The organism is Kitasatospora sp. NPDC058478, assembly GCF_042720345.1.
Taxonomy (GTDB): Bacteria; Actinomycetota; Actinomycetes; order Streptomycetales; family Streptomycetaceae; genus Kitasatospora.
Window position 1 is genome coordinate 14,346 of the sequence record NZ_JBHXML010000080.1, and the last position, 15,353, is coordinate 29,698.

Consider the following 15,353-nt stretch of genomic DNA (forward strand, 5'->3'; position numbering starts at 1 on the left):
GAGGGGACATGCCATGGACAGTACCCGCCACCACACATCCGTTCTGATTGCCGGAGGAGGACCTGCCGGACTGGTCCTGGCGGTGGAACTGGCCCGCCGGCGCGTCGACTTCCGGATCATCGATGCCGGCACAGGCCCCTTTCCGGGATCACGGGGCAAGGGTCTCCAGCCGCGCACCCTCGAGGTCTTCGACGACCTCGGAATCATCGACTCCGTACAGGCGGAGGGAGCGCCGCTGCCGCCGATGGTGGCCTGGGAGGAGGGAAGAATCGTCAAGGAGTGGGACGTCATCTCCCGTGGTGAGCCCACCGGGTCCACGCCCTACGCCGAACCCCTGATGCTTCCTCAGTCGCGTACCCAGGAACTGCTCCGCGAGCGACTGCTGCAGCTGGGCCACCGTGTCGAGTTCGGATCGCGGCTCGACGGATTCTCCCAGGACGAGGCCGGGGTGCGGGCCCAGGTCGTCCGGGCCGACGGACAGACGCGGGAGATCACGGCCGACTACCTGGTCGGGGCGGACGGGGGCGGCAGCACCGTACGGAAAATCCTGGGCGTACGGTTCGACCGCGAAGAAGTGGATACCCGGCCCCTGCTCGTGGCCGATGCCGATATCCCCGCACTGGACCGCGAGCACTGGCACACCTGGGGCAACGCGGCCGGCATCATGACCGCGATCTGTCCCGTCGCCAGAACAGACTACTTCCAGGTCATCGCGCGGTTCGCGGAGGGAACCCCCGACCCCGCCCCGGAGCGGGTCCGCGAGCTGGTGGCCGCCCGCACGGGCCTGCGGGTACGGAAGGTGCGGTGGTCATCGGTCTTCCGGGCCCGAGCGGCACTGGCGGAGCACTTCCGGGGCGGCCGGGTATTCCTGGCCGGTGACTCCGCGCATGTTCATTCCCCGGCGGGCGGCCAGGGCATCAACGCGAGCATCCAGGACGCCTACAACCTGGGCTGGAAACTGGCGCTCGCGGCAACCGGCCAAGCGGCACCCTCGCTCCTGGACTCCTACGAGGCGGAGCGTCGGCCGGCCGCGGCGGAGGTACTGGGCGTGAGCACCCGCATCCACCAAGGGTCGGACCGGGTCAGAGAACTGGCCGCGCATCGTGACCGCAGCACGCACCACCTGGCGCTCGGATACCGGGGCATCCCACCCAACACGGAGATGCGCCCCGCCCTAGCCGAGGAAGCCCTCCACGCGGGCGACCGCGCACCGGACGCTCCGTGTACCGGGCGCGACGGAGCCCCTGTACGTCTCTTCGACCTCTTCCGCGGCCCCCACTTCACGCTGCTCTCCTTCGGAAGCCCGCCCATCCGGCCCGCCGGCGCCCGGGACCCCGCGGTGGTCCGTGTGGTGCGTGTCGGCCACGACGTCTCGGACGCCGCGGGGTTCGCCGCCGTTGCGTACGCACCCCACGGCCTGTTCCTCGTGCGGCCGGACGGATACATCTCGCTGGCCACTGAGACCTCAGGTGATGTGACCGGCCACCTTCGCTCACTCGGCTTGCAAGCCGGATGACCGGCGGGGGCCGGATCCGAGGCGGCGCGCGCTCGCGCCGGCGGCCCAGCGCCACTCACCTGGCCCGGAGAGAACAGAGAGGCAGACCATGACCGATCCGAATCGCCCGCAACCCACTCCTTACGTTCTGGATTCAGCCGCCCGAGCGGATCTCGAATTCGACCGCCTGCGCACGATCGAGCAGGTCTACGACCCCGGAACCGAGGAGATCCTCACCCGGGTGAACCCGGCACCCGGGTGGTCATGCCTCGAAGTCGGCGCGGGAGCCGGCAGTATCGCCCGTCTCCTGGCATCGATCGCCGGAGAGACCGGAAGAGTGGTGGCAACCGACACCGATCCACGATTCCTGAGCACTATCACCCATCCCGGGGTCGAAGTGATCGAACACGACATCACCGCAGACGCTCTGCCACCCGGTTCCTGGGATCTGATCCACGCCAGATCCGTACTGGAGCACCTGCCGGACCCCGAATCCGTCCTGGCCCGGCTGATTCCCTCGCTGGCACCACACGGGCGGCTCTTCGCCGAGGCGATCGACACCAGTGCCGAGGCACTCGCCATTGCCGCCGCACAGACCCCGGACAGGAAAGCGGCCACAGCCTTCCTGGAGTTCGCGACCGCTGTGCACCAGCTGATGACACTCGCCGGAGCACACCCCGAGCTCGGCAGCACCCTCCCGGTGATCCTCGCCGCTCACGGCCTGGAGGGCATCACCCACCAGCGGCGGCACCCCTTCGTCCCCGGTGGAAAGCGCGGCTTCTACGCGCTCTCGCTCGCCCGCCTCGCACCGTCGTTCCAGGATCACGGACTGCTCGACACCGCCGACGGCCGGCTCTTCTCCCTGTTCGACGACCCGTCCATGGTCTTCCCCGCACTCCCCATCGGCGCCGCCCATGGACACACCCCCGCGACCGGACGGCGACAGTGAGCACCGGAGGAGCCGATCCGGCAGGAAGGGCGGGGAGCGCCCATCCGAGCGGAACAACACCCCGACGCGACAACGAGAGAGGCGGAGCCGATGAGTGAGGTAACGGTCGTGGGACAGGTCGTCGCCAAGGCGGGCAAGGAGGCAGAGCTCGCACAACTGCTTCAGTCGGTCGTCGAACCCACGCGGAACGAGGAGGGAAGCCTGCACTACTCCATCCAGCAGAGCATCGAAACCCCAGGGGAATTCATCGCCATCGAGCGGTGGCGACACACCGAGGACCTCCAGCGCCACTTCCGGAGCGCGCACTCCCAGCACCTCGCCGCCGCGGTGGAAGACCTCCTGGCGGAACCGATCAAGATCACGATTTACCACGAGCTGACGTGAGACGAGAGTCCCCACGAGGGCGACCGCCGGCCCCACGGAGACCGCACGGACAGGACCTGAGGCCAGACCCCATGTCCAGCGCAGACTCCGAGCTGCCATCTCCGGTACCCGGGACCAGCCCTGGGAAGCCCGCCTGGGGGACACCCCGGGCTTCACCCTCGCCCCCGCCGCGCTGGTACTGACCTCGGCGCTTCAGGGTGTTGGTGGTGGGAGGTCGAGGGAGAGATCTCCAGAGCAGCGGGAACGATCACGTCAGCGACCAGGCATGCTCACAGGTCAGCGAATTCTGTCGGTTGACCTTCCCCGTCGTCCTCCGGAAGGCACTGCACGGGACGGCCGTGCGCCCGGGCCTTCGGGCAGCCGGATCAGGCCGTGGGGAACTCGACCCGGACCCGCAGTCCGCCCGTGCCGCCGGGGACGGCGGTGATGGCAGCGTGGTGGGCGCGGGCGATGGAGGCGACGATGGACAGGCCCAGGCCCGCGCCCTCACCCGGGCTGTGCCGGCGCTCCCGGAGGCGGCGGAAGGGCTCGAAGAGGTAGGGGACGGTCTCCGGCGGCACCTGGGGGCCGGTGTTGGCGACCTCCAGGACACCGTCGTGCACGCCGACCTCGACCCGGCCGCCGTCGTGGTTGTAGCGCAGGGCGTTGCCGACCAGGTTGCGTACCAGGTGTGCCAGCAGCACCGGATCACCCTCGACGGACACGGGGACGGTGTCGGTCCGGACGGTGACGCGGTTCTCCCGGGGCTCCTGCGCGGCGGCGCACTCGGCGGCCACCGCGCGGGCCAGCTGGTCCAGTGCGACCGGTTCGCGCCGGTCCAGCCTCTGGTCGGAGACGGACAGCAACAGCAGTCCCTCGATGAGCCGTTCGCTGCTCTCGGAGACCTCGATCAGTTTGCGGCGGACCCGGGCGACGGCGGCCGGGTCCGCGGTGGCCAGCCCGATTTCGGCGGCGGCCCGCTGCACCGCGAGCGGAGTCCGCAGTTCGTGCGCGGCGTTGGCCGCGAACCGCTGCTGCGCACCCACCAGTTGTTCCATGCGGTCGAGCATGGCGTCGAAGGTGTCGGCGAGCTGTTTGAGCTCGCCCGGGGGTGCGTCGAGGGCGATCCGCTCGTGCAGGTTCTCACCCGAGAGCCGCCGCGCCGTGTTGGTGATCACCGCCACCGGGCGCAGCACCCGCCCCGACATCCACCAGGCCAGTGCCACCGAGATGACGGCGAAGGCGGCCAGCGCGATCAGGGAGACGGTCAGCAGCTGGCTCTGGGCCGCCTGCTCGGCGGCCTGGGTGACGACCTTGACGGCCTGGAAGTGGGACTGTCCGCCGTCGGCGGAGGTGGTTCCGGGTAGAGCGCTTGCGGGTGCGGCGGTTCCCACCGTGAGGGTTTTCGCCGCAGAGGGGTCCGGGGTCCCCAGTGCGGCCAGTCGCGGTTCGACGGCGACGGCCGTGCTGATCGAGGTGTACAGGTTCTCCCGGACCAGGAAGTTGACCAGGAAGATGAGCATGGCCCCGGCGAGGACGAGCAGCCCGCCGTAGAGCATGGTCAGCCGGCCCCGTTCCCCGCCCGGCAGCCGCGGGCTTGGTCGGCCGGGCAGCGGAGGGCGGTTCAGGCCGGCCGGGGCGAAGCGCCTCACGCCGGGACGCCGATGCGGTAGCCGTGGCCGGGCACGGTGTCGATGACCGAGGGCTCGCCGAGCTTGGCGCGGAGTTTGCTGAGGACGACCCGAACCGCGTTGGTGCGGTATCCCATGTTCTGCTCCCACACCTGCTCGATCAGGTCATCACCGCAGACCACGGCGCCCTCGGCCTGCATCAGCACCTCCAGTACGCCGAATTCCTTGCGGGACAGGGCGAGGTAGCGGCCCTCCCGGAAGGCCTGGCGGCGGGCGGTGTCGAGGGTGATGCCCGCACGTTCGATGACCGGCGGAAGGGCGGGGTGGGTGCGGCGGCCGAGCGCCAGGACCCGGGCCAGCAGTTCCTCGTAGGCGAACGGCTTGGTGAGGTAGTCGTCCGCGCCCAGGTCCAGGCCGTCGACGCGGTCGCGGACGGTACCGGAGGCGGTGAGCATCAGCACCCGGGTCAGCAGTCGCTGCTCGACGACGCTCCGGCACACCTCGTCGCCGTGCGCCCCGGGCAGGTCGCGGTCGAGCACGAGCACGGCGTAGTCGGTGAGCCTCAGCCGCTCCAGCGCGTCGGCGCCGTTGTACACGACGTCGACGGCCAGGGCGTCGCGCCGCAATCCCTCGGCGATCATGTCCGCCAGGAATTCCTCGTCCTCCACGATCAGTACACGCATGACACCAGGTGTACCTGAAAGCCACCTTTCGTCGCCGTAAAGGTCTCGGCTGACAGCGGCGAAATGCGGGTGCGTGCCAGCCTCTGCGTGGCCGGAGCGGCCGGAGCGGTCGGCCGCTCGTCATCGGCCACTCGTCATCGGCCACTCGTCATCGGACACGGAGGAATTCCATGCGGAACCACATGCGGAACCACAGGTACGGCGCGGCGGCCGCGTTGGTGGCAGGGCTCGCGCTGTTCGCCACGGCCTGTGGCGGAGGCGGCACGGGCTCCGGCGGGGGCGGCGGCTCGGACTCGTCGGGCAAGGGCGCGGCGGCGGACCAGGCCTACGAGCACCGTAAGTGCCTGCGCGAACACGGCGCCCAGGTGAAGGAGCCCGAGCCGGGCCAGGACCCGCGGGCCATGGTCCTGGAGGGCGGCCAGGACAAGATGGCGGAAGCCCTCAAGGCCTGCGGGGGAGCCGGTGGCTCGGGTGGCGCGAAGATGTCCCAGGCCGACAAGGACAAGGCCCTCGCATTCGCCCGGTGCATGCGCGGTAACGGTGTGGACATGCCGGACCCGAAGTTCGACGGCGACTCGGCGATGTCGGGATCGGCGATGAAGATCCCGGAGGGCGCCGAGAAGGACAGGTTCGACCAGGCGAACAAGGCGTGCAGTGGTCAGAATGCGCAGTGAGCGCGGGCGCAGCCGCCGAACGTACCTGATCGCCGTGCTGGCCACCTCGGTCACGCTCGCGGGCGGGGTCACGGCCCTCTCGCAGGCCGGAGGCAGCGGCAACGCCGGCGTGGCACGCACGGACGGGCTGCCGCCGAGCACGGGCTCGGTGGAACGACAGGACCTGAGCAGCCGGACCCGAGTGGACGGGGTCCTCGGCTACGCCGAGGAGCGCCGGATCAACGCCGGTGTGCCGGGCACCCTCACCTGGCTCCCGGAGGCCGGCGCAGTGGTGAAACGCGACGGGGTCCTCTACGAGGTCGACGGCCGGAAGGTCCGGCTCATGGTCGGCGAGCGCCCGATGTACCGGACGCTGAAGGCCGGAGACGAGGGGCCGGACGTCAGGCAGCTGAAGGAGAACCTCCGCGACCTGGGCTACGGCAAGGGGCTGGCCGCGGACGAGAAGTTCACCGCCGGTACGGCGGATGCGGTCAAGCGCTGGCAGAAGGCCCACGGCCTGGCCCGGAGCGGCGAGATCGGCCCCGACCAGATCGCCTTCTCGCCCGCGGCGGTGCGGATCAAGAAGAACGACGCGGCCGTCGGCGACCAGGCCGCTCCCGGCAAGCCGGTCCTCACCGCCACCGGCTCCGAACGGCAGGTGCAGATCAAGATCGAGGTCTCCCGGGCCGACCTCGCCAAGCCCGGCACCCGGGTCGAGGTCGCCCTGCCCGGCGGCGGCAAGGCCAAGGGCAAGGTCGCCTCCGTCGACCGCACCATCGGTGAGGACGGCAAGGAGCAGGGCTCCCCGGACAAGCCCGCCAAGATCACCGCCCGGGTGGTCTTCGACGACCCGGGGCAGGCGGAGGGCTTCGACCAGGCGCCCGTCACCGTCGAGCTCGAAGGCGAGGTCCACAAGGACGTGCTGACCGTACCGGTCAACGCACTGCTCGCGCTGTCCGGCGGCGGCTTCGGCATCCAGATCGTGGAGAACGGGAAGGTGCGCGAAGTCCCGGTCGAGCTCGGCATGTTCGGACAGGGCCGGGTCGAGGTCAGCGGGACCGACCTGACCGAGGGAATGAAGGTCGGGGTGCCCAAGTCATGAGCACGGTGGTCGAGTTGAACCAGGTCACCAAGGAGTATCCGGGCGGGGTCACGGCGCTGCACGGGGTGGACCTGCGCATCGGACGCGGCGAACTGCTCGCCATCGTCGGCCCTTCGGGGTCGGGCAAGTCCACCCTGCTGCACATCGTCGGCACCCTGGACCGGCCCAGCGCCGGATCCGTCACCCTGGCGGGCCACGACGTCGCCGCCCTCTCCGACCGCAGGCTGTCCGCCCTGCGCGCCCGGCACATCGGCTTCGTCTTCCAGTCCTTCCACCTGGTGGCCGGGGTCAGCGCCCGGGACAACGTCGCCGAGGGCCTGCTCTACTCGGGCCTGCCGCGCGCCCAGCGCCGCAGGCGCGCGGCCCTGGCCCTGGAGCGGGTCGGGCTCGCGGACCGCATGCACCACCGTCCGCACGAGCTGTCGGGCGGCCAGCGCCAGCGGGTGGCCATCGCCCGGGCGGTGGTCGGCGAACCGGACCTGCTGCTGGCCGACGAGCCGACCGGCGCGCTGGACTCCGCGTCGAGCGAAGCGGTGATGGAGCTGCTGTACGACCTCAACGCCCAGGGCGCCACCATCGCGGTGATCACCCACGACGGCGAGATCGCCGACAGCCTGCCACGCCAGGTCCGCATCCGCGACGGCCGCGTCGTGGCGGATCTGCGTACCGGCGCCGCCGCCCCGGCCGATCGGGGTGGGCAGCGGTGAGCCGCACCCGGCTGGCCCCGGCCCGGCTCGGCCCCCGCGACGTCCTCCACGTCGGCTCGGCCGGCCTGCGCACCCGGCCGCTGCGGGTGGTGCTGTCCGCGCTGGGCATCGCCATCGGCATCGCCACCATGATCGCGGTGGTCGGCATCTCCTCCTCCAGCAAGGCCCAACTCCTGCGGCAACTCGACCAGTTGGGCACCAATATGCTGGTGGCCTCCCCTGGCCAGGGGCTGTTCGGCGAGAAGGTGAAGCTGCCCGAGGAGTCGACCGGCATGCTGGGCCGCGTCCCCGGGGTCGAGCAGGTCGGCGCGACCGGGGACCTGGCGCAGTCCGTCAGACGCAGTGAGAAGATCCCCGACGGCGAGACCGGCGGCATCACCGTGAAGGCCGCCACCGAGGGACTCCTGGACGTCGTGCGCGGCGCGGTCGGCTCGGGCACCTGGCTCAACGAGGCCAACGGACGCTACCCGTCGACGGTGCTCGGACACGTCGCGGCCCAGCGCCTGGGCATCACCGCCCCCGGCCAGCAAGTCCACATCGGCGGCCAGTACTTCACCGTCATCGGCATCCTCGACCCGCTGCCGCTGGCCCCCGAGATCGAACGGGCCGCCCTGATCGGCTGGGACGGCGCCGGCACGCTGCTGGGCTTCGACGGCCACCCGACCCAGATCTACGAACGGTCGACGGACCAGACGGTCAGCGCGGTCCGCGCGCTGATCCCCCGCACCGTCGACCCGCAGAACCCGCACAACGTGCAGGTCACCGACCCCTCCTCGGCGCTCCAGGCCAAGGCCGCCACCGAGGGGGCGTTCACCGACCTCCTGCTCGGGCTGGGCGGGGTGGCGCTCCTGGTCGGCGGCGTCGGAGTCGCCAACACGATGATCATCTCAGTGCTGGAGAGACGGCACGAGATCGGACTGCGCCGCTCCCTGGGCGCCACCAGGGGCCAGATCCTCCTCCAGTTCGTGACGGAGTCCCTCCTGCTCTCCGGACTGGGCGGACTGGCCGGCGTGGCCCTGGGCGCGGCCGCCACCTACGCCTTCGCCGCCTCGGGCGGCCTGCCCTGGGTAATCCCCTTGTGGGCCGTCACCGGAGGCTTCGCCGCCACCCTGCTCATCGGCACGGTCGCAGGCCTCTACCCGGCCGTCCGGGCCTCCCGACTCTCCCCGACCCTCGCCCTCCACGCCGGCTGACGGGCGGCACGGCGTGGGGCACTCCTTGGAGTGCCCCACCCGCCGGACCGCAGCGGGCACGACCGGGGCGGAAGGAGACACGGCGTCGGCGGGTCAACCGCAACACCCCCAGAACCCCACAACCGGATCCCGAGCGGCCACCCCTCCAGCAGCTGGTCCACCCGACCTGCCCAGAACGTGTCCGGCCCCGACGTCTCCGTCGGGGCCGGACACGTTCTGCAAGGTTTCGATCCGACCAGCTTCATTCGGTCAGTTGACCTGTGTCACTGCGCCACCGAGGACTCGATGCCGACGTCGTCCTGCGGCGGCCGTCCTCGACCACGGTTGCGGAAAACCCTCAGGCTCCGTGCTCCCGGGCCGCCGCGATACCCGCCCGTACCGCTTCCAGCAGGGCTTCCAGGCCCTGGGCCCGCTGCCATTCCTCGGCCGAGTGGTGCCATGTGTGCTGCGTCGCCGGGGCTTCGGGCGGACCGGCGACGATCTCGACGGTCCGCCTCCCCTTCCGGTCGGGGCCCGTGACCCGCAGGTCCATGTTCTTGATGTGGAACCGCTTCGGACAGCTGCCGAAGACCTCCAGGATCCGGCCGTCGAACGTGTAGAACTCTCTGCCTGCCCTGGCCGTGGTCTCGTCGGTCATGCGGCGACGCTACAGGCGGGGACCGGCGGCTGCCAGGAGCGGAGGCCCTGCAAATTCACATGACAGCTGCGGCCGGCTCCGCGATCCTTTGCCGGTGGCCACGGAACCGGATCTTCTCAGTCTGAGCATCGTCTGCCCACCGCCCGGCGAGGGCGGCGTGGAGGTCCGCCCGTTCGTCAGTGGCCGGGATCTCCTGGCCGACCTGTCCCTGCGTAGCAGGGAATCGGGCGGCCCCCCGTTCGCGGGATCAGGCCCCCGGTATCTCCTGGGCCGGGGCGGGCCGTTGCATGCCACCGGAACTCCCCACGAGGTTCGGCTCGCTCGATCCGGGTGCGGCTTTGAGCGGTGCTGCAGCGCTCTGTACGTGACGGTCACGCGCGACGAGGAGCATGTCGTCTGGGCGGGCTGGCGCGACCCGGTCGAGCGGGGCTTCGACCTGCCGGAGTTTCGGTTCGCCGCGGATCAGTACGAGGCCGAGGTCCTGCGAGCCGAAGGGGACCGCGGCTGGGAGTGGCCGGCGGCAGTGGTCGCGACGTTGCTGGAGGCGGGGCTGAGGGGACGCGAGGACTGGCTCGCCAGGTGGGAGTGCGAGTTGGAGGCGGTCTGGGCCTTCCGCGGGGAACCCGATCGGATCGACGTCGTCCTGAGGCATCCCCCTGGCCGGGACGAGACGGATCTGCCTTGGGCCCAGTTCCTGATGACCCTGCCGATCTCCGCGGACGACCCGTCGGACCAGGCCGAGCACCTTGAAGCGCAGCTGACCGCAGGCGATCCCCGTGCCACCGCCGAGCTCTGCGGAGGCTACCGGCCGGAGCAGGTGGGCTACCCGTGGCCGTAGCCGGCCGACCCGCTGTTCATCATGGACCTCCGTGGATACCCCTGGCTTCAGCCGGGGGAGGAAGTGGACTGCCCGCGTAGCGGGTCAGGTGGCTGCGTTTCGCCCCCGGGGCGGACCGCAGTGCTGTGACGTGCGGGATTCGAGTGCACGCGCGCATCGCCGACCGTCGCAGGGACTTCCTGCACAAGCTCACCACTCGGCTCGTCCGCGAGAACCAAACGGTCGTGATCGAGGATCTGACGGTCCGGAGCATGCTCAGGAGCCGGACGCTCGCCCGTGCCATCAGTGACGCGGGCTGGACCGAGATGCGGTCCATGCTGGAGTACAAGGCTCGGTGGTACGGCCGGGACCTGGTGACCGTCGACCGGTGGTTCCCCAGCTCGAAACTGTGTTCGGCCTGTGGCGTGACCGCCGCGAAGATGCCACTGAACGTCCGCGAGTGGGCATGCGCCTGCGGCGCACAGCACGACCGGGACGTGAACGCGGCACGCAACATCCTGGCCGCCGGACTGGCGGTTACAGCCTGTGGAGACGGTGTAAGACCTCAACGGAGCACTCCGGGCGGGCAGTCGTCGGTGAAGCAGGAAACATCCCGACCGCAGCGCTCGCGCGCAGCGGCTCAGCCGCGAGGCTGAGGGGAATCCCCCGGCTCCAGCCGGGGGAGGAAGTCAAGGCCGGGGACTTCGTCACCGGCAGGGCCGTGCGCACATCCTCGATACCCCGGCGCCCTGGTCCTCCCGCGCCGGGGGCGACCGGCTCAGTACGACCGGTTGACGATCAGTTCGCAGAGCGCGTCGAGGTCGGCGACGGCGCCGGGCACCGCGCCGGGGCCGTCGGCGAGGCTCCGCAGACGGCGTCGGGCCCCGTCCGCGTGCTCGGCGGCGCGCTCCACCGTCCAGCGCCGGCCGCCGGCCTCCTCCACCAGCCGGGCCAGCTCCGCCTCCCCGGCCCGGCCAGGGCCGGCCGGCAGCGCGTAGCGGCGGGCCGGTTCGTCGCCCGCCGCGGTGTTCGAGGCCATCGCGGCCACCACCGGCACCGAGAGCTTGCGTGCCCGCAGGTCCGCGAAGACCGGTTTGCCCGTGACCGCTTCGTCGCCCCAGATCCCCAGCAGGTCGTCCACCAGCTGGAACGCCATGCCCAGGTCGTGTCCGAACGCGGCCAGGGTCTCGACCTGCGCCGGCCCGCCGCCGCCGTGGAGGGCGCCCAGCCGGCAGGCGCAGGAGATCAGCGACGCCGTCTTGCCCGACACCATCTCCAGGCACTCGGACAGCTCGACGCGGGGCGCGGCCTCGAACAGCACGTCCAGGCTCTCACCCACCGCGAGCTGGATGAGCGTGTCCAGCAGGGCAGCCGACGCCTCGCCGGCGACGGCTTCGCCGTCGGGGCCTGCGAGCACCTCGAACGCCAGCATCAGCAGTGCGTCGGCCGACCGGGTCGCCGCGCCCGGCCCGAACACCTCCCAGGCGGCGGCCCGGTGGCGACGGAGCGCATCGCCGTCCAGGACGTCGTCGTACAGCAACGACAGGTGGGAGGACTGCTTCGATCACGTGCCGGACGCGGTAGCCGAATACGACCGGCTCAAAGTCCGGATCACCGCGGAGGCGTGATCGCCTGATCCGGTAGCCCTCCTGGCTCGCGTAGGAGCCTCACAGGCGCTGCGAAATCTCTCATCGGACGGCAGCGACCCGCCTGTGAAACCCCGCAGTGTCGTGGTGGCCGTTCTCAGGCCGAGGGCGTGACCGCTGGTGAACAGGCCGGACTGCGCGACGTCGAGCGTGTGAAGGTGCGGCGGTAGGCGGTGGGGGTGGTGTCCAGTGCGCGCCGGAAGTGCAGCCGCAGGTTGGCCGCCGTGCCCAGCCCGCAGTCCCGCGCCACCTGCTCCACCGAGCGGTCCGTGGATTCCAGCAGCTCCCGCGCCCTGCCCAGCCGGGCGTTGAGCATCCACTGCAACGGGGTCGTGCCCGTCTCCTCGGTGAACCGGCGCATGAAGGTGCGCTGCGAGAGGCCCGCGTGCCGGGCGAGCACGCGCAGCGAGAGCGGCTCGCCGAGCCGCTGCAGGGCCCATCCACGGGTACCGGACAGCGACGCCTCGCCGGCCACCGCGACGGGAGCCGGCACGTACTGGGCCTGCCCACCGTCTCGGTGCGGGGCGGCGACCAGACCGCGGGCGATCTGGTTGGCCATCTCCGCGCCCAGGTCGCGGCGCACGATATGCAGGCACAGGTCGATGCCGCAGCACACCCCGGCCGAGGTGAGCACGTCGCCCTCGTCGACGTAGAGCACGTCGCGGTCGACCGAGACGGCCGGGAAGCTCCGCTCGAACTCGTCGATGTGCTTCCAGTGGGTCGTGGCGTGCAGCCCGTCCAGGACGCCCGCCGCGGCCAGCGCGAAAGCGCCCGTGCAGATCGACACCACACGCTTGCCTCGGTCGCGGGCTCCGGCCAGTGTCTCGAGCACGGCGTCCGGCAACGGGAGGATCAGGTCGAATCCCGGCACGATCACGGTGTCGGCGGTGCTCACCCGCTCCAGGCCCTCGTCGGCGACCAGGGCGAAACCCGCGCTGGTGGCCACCTTCGGCTGAAGCGCGCACAGGGTCATCTCGTAGGGGGTTTCCGGCCGGGTGGTGAAGATCTGCGTCGGGATCGCCAGGTCGAGGGGGGTGACCCCGTCCAGCGCCAGGACCGCGACTCGATGCACTGCCATGGCAAGATTCTAGCGAAGTAAGGAAATTTTGCCTCTCGCCAGGTCAGGGCGGTCACGGCCAGGCTGAAGACATGACCGGACCTACCCGCGAGGCGACCGCCGACCTGATCACGCTGCCAGGCACACCGCTTGCCGACGCCGTCATGAACCTCATCCGACCGGTGGAAACGCCGTCCGTCTTCAACCACAGCGTCCGCAGCTACCTGTTCGCCCGGCTGGTTGCCGGCCGCCTCGGCCTGGTCGTCGGCCACGACTACCAGGACGACCTGTTGTTCGCCGCGTGCGCGATGCACGACCTCGGCGTGGCGTCGGACGGCCCGCACAACCAACGGTTCGAGGTCGAAGGCGCCGACCGGGCCGCCTCATTCCTCATCGACCGCGGAGTACCGGCAATCGATGCCGACCAGGTCTGGCAGGCCATCGCCCTCCACACCTCCCCGGGTATCGCAGAACGCCGTGGCACGCTGTGCGTGCTCGTCCGCGAGGGCGTCGCACTCGACTTCGGTGGCCCGATCGGCGCCGCCCACATCGACGCCGTCACCGACGAGCAGGCCGACGCCGTGCACGCCGCCTATCCACGGCTGGACATGATCCGCTCACTCACCGACGCGATCGTCGCGCAGGCCGCGAAAGACCCGAAGAACGCACCCCGGTACACGATCCCCGGCGAATTCCTCCGTGAACGCGAGACCTTCGGCCGGACCCGGCTGGAGCACGCCTGCCGTTCGTCCCGCTGGGGCAACTGACTCCACGGACTCCACGGCCGCGTCACCGAAGAACACGACCGCGTCACCAAAGAAAAGGAAGCACCGCAATGACCGTCCACACCGTCGCGATCCCCGAGGACAACCCGGTCTTCGGGCAAACCACCAGCGCCTTCGCGAGCTTCGGCTATTCCGCCGCGGTCCGCGCGCACGGCCTCCTGTTCATCGCCGGAACGATCGGTCGCCGCGCCGACGGAACCATCCCGGACACCATCGAAGAGCAGACCGAGATCGCCATCCGGAAGATCGAAGAGATCCTTCGACTGGAGAACCTCGACCCGTCCGCCCTCGTCGAGGTCACCAGCTACCACGTCGACATCCGCCGGCACTTGCCCGGCTTCATCGAGGCCAAGCAGCGCCTCGTCGAAGCGCCCTACCCGACCTGGACGATCATTGGTGTCAGCGGCCTCGCCAGCCCGGGACTCCTCGTCGAAATCCGCGCGACCGCCGCGTATCCCGCCGAATCCCGGTAGACCGCCGCTCCTGGACCGGCGCCCGGGCCCAGGAGCCCGTCGCGACGGACGTGAGGTTCTCACGGGACTGCGGCGGCACCGAGGAGACGACGGGACCCAGCCCGGTCTGCAGATGGTGGTCGTAGAACGCCGCCAGCACCGACACCGCGTGGTTGACGGTGGCCGGGGCGTAGCCCGACCTCAGGTACGGCTTGCCGGTGGCGCGTTCAGCGATCCCGGTACGGGCGCATCCGGTCGGCGCCGGTCCCGCGCCGGGTTGTGGCACGTCCGCAGCCACAGGACGAAGTCGCGTACGTCCACACAACGCGGCCGGTGAGGTGCCGCGGAACCTGCGGATCAACCTCGTCAGCTCCGCTTCCAGGGCCCGCCCCAGTACGGGGCCGGGTCGGGGGGCGGGGACCGGTGGGTCAGCGGTGGGTGAAGCGGGTGGTGAGGGTGACGGTGGTGAGGCCCTTGATCATTGCGGCTCTGTTCCAGTTCATGCCGAAGTCGTTGCGGTCGACGGTGATCTCGCCGCTGAGGGTCACCTCGTGCGGGCCGGCGGCGGTGGCGCGGGCGGTGAAGGTGAGCGGGCGGGTGGTGCCGAGCACGGTGAGGCTGCCGGTGACCTTGGCGGTTCCGGCGCTGTCGGCGACGACGCGGGTGGCGGTGAAGGTGAACGTCGGATACCTGTCGACGTCGAAGAAGTCCGCGGAGCGCAGGTGGGTGTCGAGTTTGGCCTGCTTGCTGAGGATCGACGCGGCCTCGACGGTCAGTGTGCCGTGCGCGGAGCCGTCGGGGCTGATCTCGCCTTCGCCGCTGAGCTTGGTGAAGGCGGCCCTGATCGTGGCCAGTCCCCACATCGACTTGTGCTTGATCTCCACTGATGACGTGGCCGGGTCCAGGACCCAGGGGCCGGTGCTGAGGTCGGACAGCCTGGTGGAGGGCTGGGTGGGGTCGGTGGTGCGGCGGGTCATGGCGACCGTCTTTCGCGGTGGGGCAGGCAGTGGCGCTTGGGTGGGGTGCGGCGTCGCGGGCTGGTGAGTCGCGCGCCTGCTTCCGCCCGGTGGTGGTGGGGCGGGGCCTGAATTCGGGGGCGTCCGTCGTCGCGGGGGCGTCGCGGGGGCGGCCCTGCCCCGCCCCCGCGACGACAGCAGCGGCGGTGGTGCGGGGCCGGGTTCGG

16 protein-coding genes and 1 pseudogene are annotated in these 15,353 nt (G+C 70.9%); 11 read left to right on the forward strand and 6 right to left on the reverse strand.

The features are described 5' to 3' along the window. Positions 1-13 precede the first annotated feature (13 nt). The 3 genes from ACFWPT_RS34150 (at position 14) to ACFWPT_RS34160 (ending at position 2,828) form a co-directional block, all read left to right on the forward strand. The gene (locus ACFWPT_RS34150) at positions 14-1,516 is read left to right on the forward strand and encodes an FAD-dependent monooxygenase (RefSeq protein ID WP_380486555.1); all 1,503 of its coding nucleotides are present in this window, start codon (positions 14-16) and stop codon (positions 1,514-1,516) included. 88 nt (positions 1,517-1,604) lie between these two features. Beyond that, complete coding sequence (locus tag ACFWPT_RS34155; RefSeq protein ID WP_380486557.1) at positions 1,605-2,444, forward strand: class I SAM-dependent methyltransferase; 840 nt, start codon at positions 1,605-1,607, stop codon at positions 2,442-2,444. A 90-nt stretch (positions 2,445-2,534) separates the two neighbouring features. Further along, a complete protein-coding gene (locus tag ACFWPT_RS34160) occupies positions 2,535-2,828 on the forward strand; it encodes a putative quinol monooxygenase (protein ID WP_380486560.1) in 294 nt (97 codons plus the stop codon). Positions 2,829-3,193: 365 nt separating this feature from the next. Here the strand turns inward: ACFWPT_RS34160 and ACFWPT_RS34165 are convergent, their stop codons facing one another. Together ACFWPT_RS34165 and ACFWPT_RS34170 are read right to left on the reverse strand one after the other, a co-directional pair. Next, complete coding sequence (locus tag ACFWPT_RS34165; protein ID WP_380486601.1) at positions 3,194-4,366, reverse strand: sensor histidine kinase; 1,173 nt, start codon at positions 4,364-4,366, stop codon at positions 3,194-3,196. An 89-nt stretch (positions 4,367-4,455) separates the two neighbouring features. Beyond that, positions 4,456-5,121 carry a response regulator transcription factor gene (locus ACFWPT_RS34170; RefSeq protein ID WP_063351822.1) on the reverse strand — a complete coding sequence of 222 codons (666 nt, stop codon included), beginning with the start codon at positions 5,119-5,121 and terminating at the stop codon, positions 4,456-4,458. Between the two features lie 182 nt (positions 5,122-5,303). Here ACFWPT_RS34170 and ACFWPT_RS34175 point away from each other — a divergent pair, with 182 nt between their 5' ends. Genes ACFWPT_RS34175 through ACFWPT_RS34190 form a run of 4 tightly spaced genes read left to right on the forward strand, consistent with a single transcriptional unit; the run spans position 5,304 to position 8,776 of the window. Next, positions 5,304-5,795, forward strand: coding sequence for a hypothetical protein (locus ACFWPT_RS34175; RefSeq protein WP_380486562.1), 492 nt, complete (start codon positions 5,304-5,306; stop codon positions 5,793-5,795). Continuing rightward, a complete protein-coding gene (locus tag ACFWPT_RS34180; protein ID WP_380373436.1) occupies positions 5,785-6,876 on the forward strand; it encodes an efflux RND transporter periplasmic adaptor subunit in 1,092 nt (363 codons plus the stop codon). Before ACFWPT_RS34175 ends, ACFWPT_RS34180 begins: the two co-directional genes overlap by 11 nt. Continuing rightward, a complete protein-coding gene (locus tag ACFWPT_RS34185; RefSeq protein ID WP_063351819.1) occupies positions 6,873-7,583 on the forward strand; it encodes an ABC transporter ATP-binding protein in 711 nt (236 codons plus the stop codon). Before ACFWPT_RS34180 ends, ACFWPT_RS34185 begins: the two co-directional genes overlap by 4 nt. After that, positions 7,580-8,776, forward strand: a complete 1,197-nt coding sequence (locus ACFWPT_RS34190) for an ABC transporter permease (RefSeq protein WP_380486564.1) — start codon at positions 7,580-7,582, stop codon at positions 8,774-8,776. Before ACFWPT_RS34185 ends, ACFWPT_RS34190 begins: the two co-directional genes overlap by 4 nt. A 337-nt stretch (positions 8,777-9,113) precedes the next feature. Here ACFWPT_RS34190 and ACFWPT_RS34195 read toward each other — a convergent pair whose 3' ends face one another. Beyond that, entirely contained in the window at positions 9,114-9,413 is a 300-nt protein-coding gene (locus tag ACFWPT_RS34195; RefSeq protein ID WP_380486566.1) for a hypothetical protein, read from the reverse strand. 364 nt (positions 9,414-9,777) lie between these two features. Here ACFWPT_RS34195 and ACFWPT_RS34200 point away from each other — a divergent pair, with 364 nt between their 5' ends. Both ACFWPT_RS34200 and ACFWPT_RS34205 read left to right on the forward strand, forming a co-directional pair. Then, positions 9,778-10,251: a hypothetical protein gene (locus ACFWPT_RS34200; RefSeq protein WP_380486568.1), complete on the forward strand. Its 474-nt coding sequence runs from the start codon at positions 9,778-9,780 to the stop codon at positions 10,249-10,251. 140 nt (positions 10,252-10,391) lie between these two features. Further along, positions 10,392-10,886: pseudogene (locus ACFWPT_RS34205) on the forward strand (RNA-guided endonuclease TnpB family protein); the annotation flags it as partial. Positions 10,887-11,008: 122 nt separating this feature from the next. On the opposite strand, the gene ACFWPT_RS34210 reads toward ACFWPT_RS34205, so the two are convergent. Together ACFWPT_RS34210 and ACFWPT_RS34215 are read right to left on the reverse strand one after the other, a co-directional pair. Beyond that, the gene (locus ACFWPT_RS34210) at positions 11,009-11,770 is read right to left on the reverse strand and encodes a polyprenyl synthetase family protein (RefSeq protein ID WP_380486570.1); all 762 of its coding nucleotides are present in this window, start codon (positions 11,768-11,770) and stop codon (positions 11,009-11,011) included. A gap of 203 nt (positions 11,771-11,973) precedes the next feature. Next, the gene (locus ACFWPT_RS34215; protein WP_380486572.1) at positions 11,974-12,954 is read right to left on the reverse strand and encodes a GlxA family transcriptional regulator; all 981 of its coding nucleotides are present in this window, start codon (positions 12,952-12,954) and stop codon (positions 11,974-11,976) included. A gap of 71 nt (positions 12,955-13,025) precedes the next feature. Between ACFWPT_RS34215 and ACFWPT_RS34220 the strand changes: the two genes are divergently transcribed. Further along, positions 13,026-13,700, forward strand: coding sequence for an HD domain-containing protein (locus ACFWPT_RS34220; RefSeq protein WP_380373455.1), 675 nt, complete (start codon positions 13,026-13,028; stop codon positions 13,698-13,700). A 68-nt stretch (positions 13,701-13,768) separates the two neighbouring features. Further along, positions 13,769-14,191, forward strand: coding sequence for a Rid family hydrolase (locus ACFWPT_RS34225; RefSeq protein WP_380486574.1), 423 nt, complete (start codon positions 13,769-13,771; stop codon positions 14,189-14,191). 407 nt (positions 14,192-14,598) lie between these two features. Here the strand turns inward: ACFWPT_RS34225 and ACFWPT_RS34230 are convergent, their stop codons facing one another. Continuing rightward, positions 14,599-15,147, reverse strand: coding sequence for a YceI family protein (locus ACFWPT_RS34230; protein WP_380486576.1), 549 nt, complete (start codon positions 15,145-15,147; stop codon positions 14,599-14,601). Between the last annotated feature and the right edge of the window lie 206 nt (positions 15,148-15,353).

Bases quoted from the DNA above. Each gene is read 5' to 3' on its own strand.
- ACFWPT_RS34160 (WP_380486560.1), top strand. From the start codon at position 2,535: ATGAGTGAGGTAACGGTCGTGGGACAGGTCGTCGCCAAGGCGGGCAAG.
- ACFWPT_RS34175 (WP_380486562.1), top strand. From the start codon at position 5,304: ATGCGGAACCACAGGTACGGCGCGGCGGCCGCGTTGGTGGCAGGGCTC.
- ACFWPT_RS34165 (WP_380486601.1), bottom strand. From the start codon at position 4,366: ATGCTCTACGGCGGGCTGCTCGTCCTCGCCGGGGCCATGCTCATCTTC.
- ACFWPT_RS34170 (WP_063351822.1), bottom strand. From the start codon at position 5,121: ATGCGTGTACTGATCGTGGAGGACGAGGAATTCCTGGCGGACATGATC.
- ACFWPT_RS34150 (WP_380486555.1), top strand. From the start codon at position 14: ATGGACAGTACCCGCCACCACACATCCGTTCTGATTGCCGGAGGAGGA.
- ACFWPT_RS34225 (WP_380486574.1), top strand. From the start codon at position 13,769: ATGACCGTCCACACCGTCGCGATCCCCGAGGACAACCCGGTCTTCGGG.
- ACFWPT_RS34185 (WP_063351819.1), top strand. From the start codon at position 6,873: ATGAGCACGGTGGTCGAGTTGAACCAGGTCACCAAGGAGTATCCGGGC.
- ACFWPT_RS34220 (WP_380373455.1), top strand. From the start codon at position 13,026: ATGACCGGACCTACCCGCGAGGCGACCGCCGACCTGATCACGCTGCCA.
- ACFWPT_RS34195 (WP_380486566.1), bottom strand. From the start codon at position 9,413: ATGACCGACGAGACCACGGCCAGGGCAGGCAGAGAGTTCTACACGTTC.
- ACFWPT_RS34230 (WP_380486576.1), bottom strand. From the start codon at position 15,147: ATGACCCGCCGCACCACCGACCCCACCCAGCCCTCCACCAGGCTGTCC.
- ACFWPT_RS34155 (WP_380486557.1), top strand. From the start codon at position 1,605: ATGACCGATCCGAATCGCCCGCAACCCACTCCTTACGTTCTGGATTCA.
- ACFWPT_RS34180 (WP_380373436.1), top strand. From the start codon at position 5,785: ATGCGCAGTGAGCGCGGGCGCAGCCGCCGAACGTACCTGATCGCCGTG.
- ACFWPT_RS34215 (WP_380486572.1), bottom strand. From the start codon at position 12,954: ATGGCAGTGCATCGAGTCGCGGTCCTGGCGCTGGACGGGGTCACCCCC.